The sequence below is a fragment of the Nocardia wallacei genome (assembly GCF_029869545.1).
Taxonomy (GTDB): Bacteria; Actinomycetota; Actinomycetes; order Mycobacteriales; family Mycobacteriaceae; genus Nocardia; species Nocardia wallacei_A.
On record NZ_JARWQD010000080.1, the window covers coordinates 1 to 8,381 of the forward strand.

Annotated in this window: 9 protein-coding genes; 7 read left to right on the plus strand and 2 right to left on the minus strand. The window is 69.8% G+C overall.

Features of this window, described 5'->3' with window-relative positions; translation table 11 throughout:
* The first annotated feature begins 167 nt into the window (after nt 1-167).
* The 3 genes from QH290_RS38020 (at nt 168) to QH290_RS05100 (ending at nt 2,628) form a co-directional block, all read left to right on the plus strand.
* Entirely contained in the window at nt 168-467 is a 300-nt protein-coding gene (locus tag QH290_RS38020; RefSeq protein ID WP_425303553.1) for a bifunctional 4-hydroxy-2-oxoglutarate aldolase/2-dehydro-3-deoxy-phosphogluconate aldolase, read from the plus strand.
* Nucleotides 468-475: 8 nt separating this feature from the next.
* Entirely contained in the window at nt 476-1,915 is a 1,440-nt protein-coding gene (locus QH290_RS05095) for a GntP family permease (protein ID WP_280267068.1), read from the plus strand.
* A gap of 248 nt (nt 1,916-2,163) precedes the next feature.
* Entirely contained in the window at nt 2,164-2,628 is a 465-nt protein-coding gene (locus tag QH290_RS05100; protein ID WP_280267067.1) for a cupin domain-containing protein, read from the plus strand.
* Nucleotides 2,629-2,659: 31 nt separating this feature from the next.
* Here QH290_RS05100 and QH290_RS05105 read toward each other — a convergent pair whose 3' ends face one another.
* Together QH290_RS05105 and QH290_RS05110 are read right to left on the minus strand one after the other, a co-directional pair.
* Complete coding sequence (locus QH290_RS05105; protein WP_280382105.1) at nt 2,660-3,646, minus strand: glycoside hydrolase family 43 protein; 987 nt, start codon at nt 3,644-3,646, stop codon at nt 2,660-2,662.
* 102 nt (nt 3,647-3,748) lie between these two features.
* Nucleotides 3,749-4,090, minus strand: coding sequence for an antibiotic biosynthesis monooxygenase family protein (locus QH290_RS05110; RefSeq protein ID WP_280382106.1), 342 nt, complete (start codon nt 4,088-4,090; stop codon nt 3,749-3,751).
* Between the two features lie 344 nt (nt 4,091-4,434).
* On the opposite strand from QH290_RS05110, the gene argC reads away from it, so the two are divergent.
* The 4 genes from argC to QH290_RS05130 all read left to right on the plus strand — a co-directional run.
* A complete protein-coding gene (gene argC / locus QH290_RS05115; protein WP_280267064.1) occupies nt 4,435-5,493 on the plus strand; it encodes an N-acetyl-gamma-glutamyl-phosphate reductase in 1,059 nt (352 codons plus the stop codon).
* Complete coding sequence (gene argJ / locus QH290_RS05120; RefSeq protein ID WP_280382107.1) at nt 5,490-6,686, plus strand: bifunctional glutamate N-acetyltransferase/amino-acid acetyltransferase ArgJ; 1,197 nt, start codon at nt 5,490-5,492, stop codon at nt 6,684-6,686. Before argC ends, argJ begins: the two co-directional genes overlap by 4 nt.
* Nucleotides 6,683-7,579 (plus strand): acetylglutamate kinase, encoded by an 897-nt coding sequence (argB, locus tag QH290_RS05125; RefSeq protein ID WP_280267062.1) that lies wholly within the window; start codon nt 6,683-6,685, stop codon nt 7,577-7,579. The genes argJ and argB overlap by 4 nt, the downstream gene beginning before the upstream one ends.
* On the plus strand, nt 7,576-8,381 hold an 806-nt coding region (locus tag QH290_RS05130; RefSeq protein ID WP_280382108.1), incomplete at its 3' end, for an aminotransferase class III-fold pyridoxal phosphate-dependent enzyme. The genes argB and QH290_RS05130, both read left to right, overlap by 4 nt.

The window sequence follows — 8,381 nt, forward strand, 5'->3', positions numbered from 1 at the left end:
GCAGGCAATCGGCAGCGGCGCCCGGTTCCTGGTCACCCCCGGCCTGCGGGGCCCCGGGGCCGGGACCCCCGGCCCGCCCCACCAACCCCGCGGGGGGGGGGGGGTTTACCCCCCCCACGGGCAGCGGGCCCCCCCCCCCCGCGCCCCGCCACGACATCCCGGTCGTGATGGGCGCTTTCACGCCGACCGAGGTCATGCAGGCCCTCGACCTCGGCGCGGCGGCGGTGAAGATCTTCCCCGCCCGCGCCCTCGGCCCGGGATACCTGAAGGATCTGAGGGGGCCGTTCCCCGACGTCGCGCTGATCCCCTCCGGCGGGGTGAACGCGGGCAACGCCGCGGACTTCCTCGCGCACGGTGCCGCCGCCGTCACGGCCGGGACCGATGTCGTCGACCCCTCCGACGTCGCGGCGGGCCGATGGTCCGAAATAGCCACGCGCGCCGCGATTTTCGTAAGATCCATGAAGTGAGGTAAGACATGAGCGCCGCCGTCGACTGGCTTCGGACCAGTACACCCGGCCTGCTGGTGCTGTGCGGTCTCGCGATCGCCGTGCTGCTGCTCGCGATCATCCGGTTCAAGCTGGAGCCGTTCGTCGCGCTGCTGCTGACCGGACTGGCGCTGGCACTGGCGGCCGGACTCCCGGTGAGCCAGATCGTCGGCACCGCGCTGAAATCCGGTGACTCCCTACTGGAAACGGGTTTCGGCAGCATCCTCGGGCATATCGCGGTCATCATCGGCCTCGGCACGGTGCTCGGCGCGATCCTCGAACGGTCCGGTGGCGCGGACGTTCTCACCGCGCGGCTGCTGAAACTGTTCGGGCCCAAGGGCGCTCCGGTCGCCATGGGTGTCGTGGGCCTGATCTTCGGCATCCCGGTGTTCTTCGATATCGGCATCTTCGTGCTGGCGCCGCTGATCTACGTCGCCGCCAAGCGCGGCGGCAAATCGCTGGTGCTGTACGCGATGCCGATGGTCGCCGGTCTGTCGATGACACACGCGTTCCTGCCGCCGCATCCGGGTCCGGTGGCGCTGGGCGGGCTGCTCGGCGTGAGCCTGGGCTGGCTGATCCTCATGGGATTGGTGTGCGGTCTACCGGGTTTCGTCGCCGCGGGCCTGGTCTGGGGCTCCTATATCGGCAAGCGGGTGCAGGTGGAGGTGCCCGACGAGTTCCTGGTGCGGCCCGCCCGCGTGAGCGACGGCCCGGGCGCGACCGCCGCCCCGGAATCGGAACGGAGGCTGGACACGCCGCCGTCGGTCGGCCTCATCGGGCTCATCATCGCGATCCCGCTGGTGCTGATCCTGGGGGCGACCTTCGGCAGTCAGCTGCTCGCCGCCGGATCGAAACCGCTGCAGGTGCTGACCTTCCTCGGCACGCCCGCGGTGGCGCTGCTGATCGCGGTGCTGGTGGCGTTCTACCTGCTGGGTGTGCGGCGCGGATCGACCGTGCAGGAACTCGGCGAGATCACCGCGGAGTCACTGCGCCCGGTCGGCATGCTGCTGCTGGTCGTCGGCGCGGGCGCGTTCTTCGGCAAGGTGATCTCGGCGACCGGAATCGGTAACGCCTTGGCGCACACCATGTCCGAGGCGGGGCTGCCGGTCATCGTGCTGGCCTACCTGATCAGCTGCGGGCTGCGCATCGCGCAGGGGTCGGCGACGGTCGCGATCGTCACCACCGGCGGCATCGTCGCGCCGCTGGTGGCCGGGCAGGGGTACTCGCAGATGGCGATCGCGCTCATCGCCATGGCGATCGCGGCGGGGTCGATCATCCTCAGCCACGTGAACGACGGCGGCTTCTGGATCATCGCGAAATTCTTCAACCTGACCGTCAAGCAGACGCTGCAGACCTGGACCGTGCTCGAGACCATCCTGTCGGTGGTGAGCTTCGCGGTGTCGGCGGTGCTGTTCGCGATCGTCAGCTGAGGGCCGTGCCGTCGGTCGGCGGGCACGTGCGGACATGCACGCCGAGCGACGTGGGTGGCGGTTCGAGGATCGCGCTGACGCTTCCCGTCGTGCAGTGAATCGCAACGCCCGGATCGCCGCTACCACTGCCCGCGTTACGTTTCGGCATCTCCCGGGAACAATTCGGACCGTGGTCCGGTTGTGCCGCACGGTGGGTCGGGATGCGGTCCACCACCGAACCATGTCGGACCGAGCCGGGAGATGAGCCCATGACGAAGCCTGTGATCGTCCAGGAACGCGATGTCGAGGCGGTGTCACTGCCCGGCGGCGGCGCCTTCTGGCTGCTGGAGGACAGCGAGCGCACCGACGGGTTGTTCGGGGCGAATCGGCTGCTGCTGCCCGCCGGGGCCGACGGCACGCGCCCGCATCACCACACCGGATCCACGGAGTTCTTCTACATCCTCGACGGGACAATGGAATTCCTGGTGGACGGCGAGCGGCACAGCGTCGACAAGGGCGGCCTGGTGGTGATCCCGCCCGGCGTCGTGCACGCCTTCGGTGCCGCCGCCGACGGGCCCGCGGAGTTCTTCGCGGTGCTCACGCCGGGCATCGCGCGGTTCGAGTACTTCCGCCAGCTCGGTCGCATCGCCCGCGGCGAGGCGGGCTGGGACAGCATGGACGATCTGCACGACCGCTTCGACGTCCACTTCGACGGTGCGGCCGACTGGCGCTGAATCCCGGTGCCGGACAGCGCCTGTCGGGCCGTCACACCCGCTGGCGGGCGGCGGCGTCCGGTGCGCGGGTGGTGCCGCCCGGATCGCCGGACGGCAGCGCGAGATCGGTGCCCAGGGCGACCGGAGCGCCGAAATTCGGTGTGCCGTCGGGGTTCCAGGTGAATTTCTGGGCGCGGGTGGTGCGGCGGTCGTAGGTGTATTCGGCGGTGTCCTTGCCGTGGTAGATGATCCAGTCCTCGGCACCGTCGGGACTGGTGAAGAACCCGTTGGCGCCGGGGCCGAAGACACCGGCCTCGTCATTGCGGGTGAACAGCGCGGCGGGGTGCTGAATCCAGCTCCCGGGGAGCAGCGGATCGGCGCCCGGCGGGAGCGAATGCATCCACAGCTGGTAGTCGGGCGTGCCCGTATCGCAGGTGGAGTACACCAGGTAGATGGTTCCGTTGCGCTGGATCACCGCCGGCGCCTCGCGGATGTCGTCGCACCCGCCCGCCGACGGCAGCTCGACGGCGGGCCCGGAGACCGTGACCGGATCGCTCATCGGCGCGATCTGCAGCAGGTTGCTCGGCCCGCTCCACAGCAGATACAGGCGGTCGCCGAGCCGGAGCAGCTCCGGGTCGATGGCCCACGTGTCCGGCGCGCCGAGCTGGGCGGCGAACTCGTAGGGGCCGAGCGGATCCGTGCCCGCGGATTTCAGGACGTAGAGCCGATGGGTTTCGTCGGTGCCGTCGCTGGCGGTGTAGTAGAAGTACCAGTGCCCGCCGATCAGGTGGAACGACGGCGCCCACATCTGCTGATTGCGCGAGGCGTCGCCGTCCTGCCACACCGTGACGGGCTCGGCGGCGGCCAGGGCGCCGAGCGACGGCGCCTTCCATATCCGCAGCACATCGCCCTGACTGGTGGACAGGTAATAGTTGCCCTCGTAATAGGTGAGGAACGGGTCGGGGCCCGGGTTCAAGGGATTGCGGAACGTCCCACCGGGATCGGCGCCCGCTCCGTTTCCCGCTGCTTGCTCGACCATGAGATCCCCTCCCGCGTGATCGTCGACGCCCCGGTTCGGCGACGCCGGGCGCGACTCTAGGGCATGGGACGCGGTTGTGCACTCGGCGGACGCCCGCACCGGTCACGAACCGGACGGCGCGGATCGTTCCCGAGTGAACACCACCTCGCACACCACCGGGTCGACCCGGTCGGCGAGTTCGTTCACCCGGGCGGAGAACGACTCGAACTCCGGCCGGGATCGCGCCCGGGCGTACGACTCCCGGCTCTCCCACTGGCCGTAGTTGACGATCCGGGTCGAATCGGGTGTGCGGTGCAGGTTGGCGGAGCGGAACCCGGGCTGGAGTGCGATGAAATCGCTTGTGGCACGTTCGATTTCGTCGAGGAGCGCGTCGCAGTTCCGGGGCTGGACGTGGAGGGTGATGATCAGTGTCAGGATGCCGGGGGTGGTGGTGATGGTGGTCATGGGGTCCTGCCTGTCCGAGGTTCGGCCGCTGCAGGTCCGAGCGTAGAGTTATTAAGCGCGCATATCAATATCGTAGATCGTCCGATCCACGCTCCGGCATCGCGCTTTTCGGGTGTTTCCATAGGGTGCGATTCTGTTGCCCATACCTATGGCTCTCACGGGTGATGCTGAAACATGCTGTAGTACAACGTGTTTCCCGTGGAACCGGCTATTACTGGTCGGTAACCAGACCTGGGTGCCGCCGGTGTTCCCGGTGCTGGTTCGTCGGCCTGTGTCACGCACTGCCTTCCATGCCCTCGCACCCCACCTGTGAATGGGCTTGCACGATCGTGCATAATCATCACATGGCGGATACCTCGAGTGGGCCCGTGCTGCGGGTCGCGGTGGCTGGTGCGAGCGGATACGCGGGCGGTGAAGTGCTGCGTCTGCTGCTGGGGCATCCGGATTACCGATCGGGGCGCCTGCAGATCGGGGCGCTGACCGCGGGATCGAATGCCGGAACGCCGCTCGGGCAGCTGCAGCCGCAGTTGCTGCCGCTGGCCGACCGGGTGCTCGCCGACACCACGCCGGAGGTGCTGGCCGGGCACGACGTGGTGTTCCTGGGCCTGCCGCACGGACAGTCCGCGGCGATCGCGCAGGCGCTGCCCGACTCCACGGTGATCATCGACTGCGGTGCCGACTTCCGGCTCACCGACGCGCGGGCGTGGGAGAAGTACTACAAATCCCCGCATGCGGGCAGCTGGCCGTACGGGCTGCCGGAGCTGCCGGGCGGCCGGGACCGGCTGCGCGGCGCCACCCGGATCGCGGTGCCCGGCTGCTATCCGACGGTGGCGAGCCTGGCGATGGCCCCCGCGGTGGCGGCGGGCATCGTCGAACCGGCCGTGCATGTCGTCGCCGTGACCGGGACCTCGGGGGCGGGCCGCAAACTCGATGTGGGCCTGCTGGGTTCGGAGGTGATGGGCTCGGCCCGCGCCTACAACATCGCCGGAGCGCACCGGCACACGCCCGAAATGGTGCAGAACCTGACCGCGGCCGGTGGCACCGAGGTGACGGTGTCGTTCACCCCCGTGCTCGCGCCGATGCCCCGGGGCATCCTCGCCACCTGCACCGCGCCCGTCCGCGTCGACGCCGCGCAGGCCCGCGCGGTCTACGAGAAGGCATATGCCGACGAGCCTTTCGTGCATCTGCTGCCGGAAGGCACACTGCCGCAGACGGGTTCGGTGCTCGGCTCGAACGCGGTCACCCTGCAGGTGGCCGTCGACGCCGACGCCGGACTGCTGGTGGTGATCGGCGCGATCGACAATCTGACCAAGGGCACCGCGGGCGCCGCGGTGCAATCGATGAACCTGGCACTCGGACTCGACGAGACCGCCGGGCTTTCCACCGTAGGAGTGGCACCGTGACCAAGCTCGTGCGCACCCAGGGCGTGACCGCACCGCTCGGCTTCCGCGCCGCCGGTATCGCGGCGGGCATCAAGGCGAGCGGAAACCCGGACCTGGCACTGGTTTTCAGCGAGGGGCCGGAGTATTCGGCGGCGGGCGTCTTCACCCGCAACAAGGTGAAGGCGGCGCCGGTGCTGTGGTCGCAGCAGGTGCTGACCAGCGGCCACCTGCGCGCGGTGATCCTGAACTCCGGCGGCGCCAACGCCTGCACCGGTCCGGGCGGGTTCCAGGACACCCACGCCACCGCCGAGGAACTGGCAAAGGCGTTGAGCAACTGGGGAACCGAGACCGGCGCCGGTGAGATCGCGGTCTGCTCCACCGGTTTGATCGGCGACCGGCTCCCGATGGACAAGCTGCTGCCCGCGGTCACCGAGATCGTGCACGAGATGGGCGGGGGACTGGGCGGCGGCACCGATGCCGCCTACGCCATCATGACCACCGACACCGTGCCCAAACAGGCCGCGTACCACCACAGCGACAAGTGGAACGTCGGCGGGATGGCCAAGGGTGCGGGCATGCTGGCGCCGTCGCTGGCGACCATGCTGGTGGTGCTCACCACCGATGTCGTCGCCACCCCGGAGCAGCTGGACCGGGCGTTGCGCGCCGCGACCGCGCGCACCTTCGACCGGCTCGACGTGGACGGCTCCTGCTCCACCAACGACACCGTGCTGCTGCTGGCCAACGGCGCCAGCGCGGTCGCACCCTCGCAGGAGGAGCTCGACGCCGCCGTGCTGGCGGTGTGCGACGACCTGGCCGAGCAGCTGATGGCCGATGCGGAGGGTGTCACCAAGCGCGTGCTGGTCACCGTCGCCGGAGCGGTGACCGAGGACGAGGCGCTGATCGGCGCCCGCACCGTCGCCCGCGACTCGCTGGTGAAGACGGCGTTGTTCGGATCCGATCCCAACTGGGGCCGGGTGCTGGCGGCCGTGGGCATGGCGCCGATAACCCTGGAGCCGGACCGTATTTCGGTGTCGTTCAACGGGAATCCGGTGTGCGTCGACGGGACGGGCGCACCCGGTGCCCGCGCGGTCGACCTGTCCGGCGCCGATATCCACGTGCTGATCGAACTCGGGCTGGGCGAGGGCACCGCGACCATCCGCACCACCGATCTGTCGCACGGGTACGTGGAAGAGAATTCGGCGTACAGCTCATGATCTCGGCCACGAATCTATCCGCCCTGGACAAGGCGCACGTGCTGGCGGGCGCGCTGCCCTGGCTGCAGAAGTTCCGCGACAAGATCGTGGTCGTGAAGTACGGCGGCAACGCCATGATCGACGACAACCTCAAGGAGGCATTCGCCGCCGATATGGCGTTCCTGCGCACCGTGGGCGTGCACCCGGTGGTGGTGCACGGCGGCGGCCCGCAGATCAGCGCCATGCTCCAGAAGCTGGGCCTGCAGGGCGAATTCCGCGGCGGATTCCGCGTCACCACCCCCGAGGTGATGGAGGTGGTGCGCATGGTGCTGTTCGGTCAGGTCGGCCGCGAGCTGGTCGGGCTGATCAACGTGCACGGCCCGTACGCGGTCGGGATCTCCGGGGAGGACGCGCGGTTGTTCACCGCGACGCGCCGCACCGTCGCCGTCGAGGGCGTGGCCACCGATATCGGCCTGGTCGGCGACGTCACATCGGTCGATCCGGACGCGGTGCTGGATCTCATTCGGGCGGGCCGCATTCCGGTGGTGTCGACCATCGCGCCCGACGCCGACGGCGTGGTGCACAACATCAATGCCGACACCGCCGCCGCGGCGCTCGCCGAGGGCATCGGCGCGGAGAAGCTGGTGGTGCTCACCGATGTCGAAGGGCTGTATACGAATTGGCCCGACCGCTCGTCGCTGACCACCCACATCGATACCGAGGCGCTGACGGCGCTGCTGCCCGCCCTGGACGCGGGCATGGTGCCGAAGATGGAGGCATGCCTGCGGGCCGTGCGGGGCGGCGTGCCGACCGCCCACGTGATCGACGGCCGGGTGCCGCATTCGGTACTGCTCGAAATGTTCACCGGGGAAGGCATCGGAACGATGGTGACCCCGCCGGAGGAGAGCCCATGAGTACACAGGACTTACAGCGGCGGTGGTCGTCCGCGCTGATGAACAACTACGGCACCCCGAAGGTGGCGCTGGAGCGCGGCGCGGGCGCGGTGGTCTACGACGCCGACGGCAAGCGCTACCTGGATTTCCTCGGCGGTATCGCGGTCAACAGCCTCGGCCACGCGCATCCGGCGATCCTGGAGGCGGTCTGCGGACAGCTGGGCACCCTCGGGCACGTGTCGAACCTCTATGCGAGCGAACCGGTCGTCGAGCTGGCCGAGCGTCTGCTGGCGCACTTCGGCAACGGTTCCGGCAAGGCCTTCTTCTGCAATTCCGGCACCGAGGCCAACGAGGCGGCGTTCAAGATCGCGCGGCTGACCGGGCGGCGCAAGATCATCGCCTGTGACGAGGCGTTCCACGGCCGGACCATGGGCGCGCTGGCGCTGACCGGGCAGGCGTCGAAGCGGGCGCCGTTCGAGCCGATGCCGCCGGGCGTCGTCCACATTCCGTACGGGGATTCCTCGGCGCTGGCGTGGGGGGGGGGGCCGGGGGACCCCCCCGGGGGGGGGGGGGGCGAGAAAGGGGGGGGCCGGCGGGGGGGGGGCCCGCCCCCCCCCCCCGAGCCCGCCCCCCGCCCCCCCCCCTCTGTTGTTACACACCACCCCGGGGGGGGCCCCCGGGCCCCCCCCCGACGCCAGCGCCGAGGAATCCCCGTACGGAATGTGGACGACGCCCGGCGGCATCGGCTCGAACGGCGCCCGCTTCGACGCCTGCCCGGTCAGCGCCAGCGCGCCCATGGTCCGGCCGTGGAACGCCTCGTCAC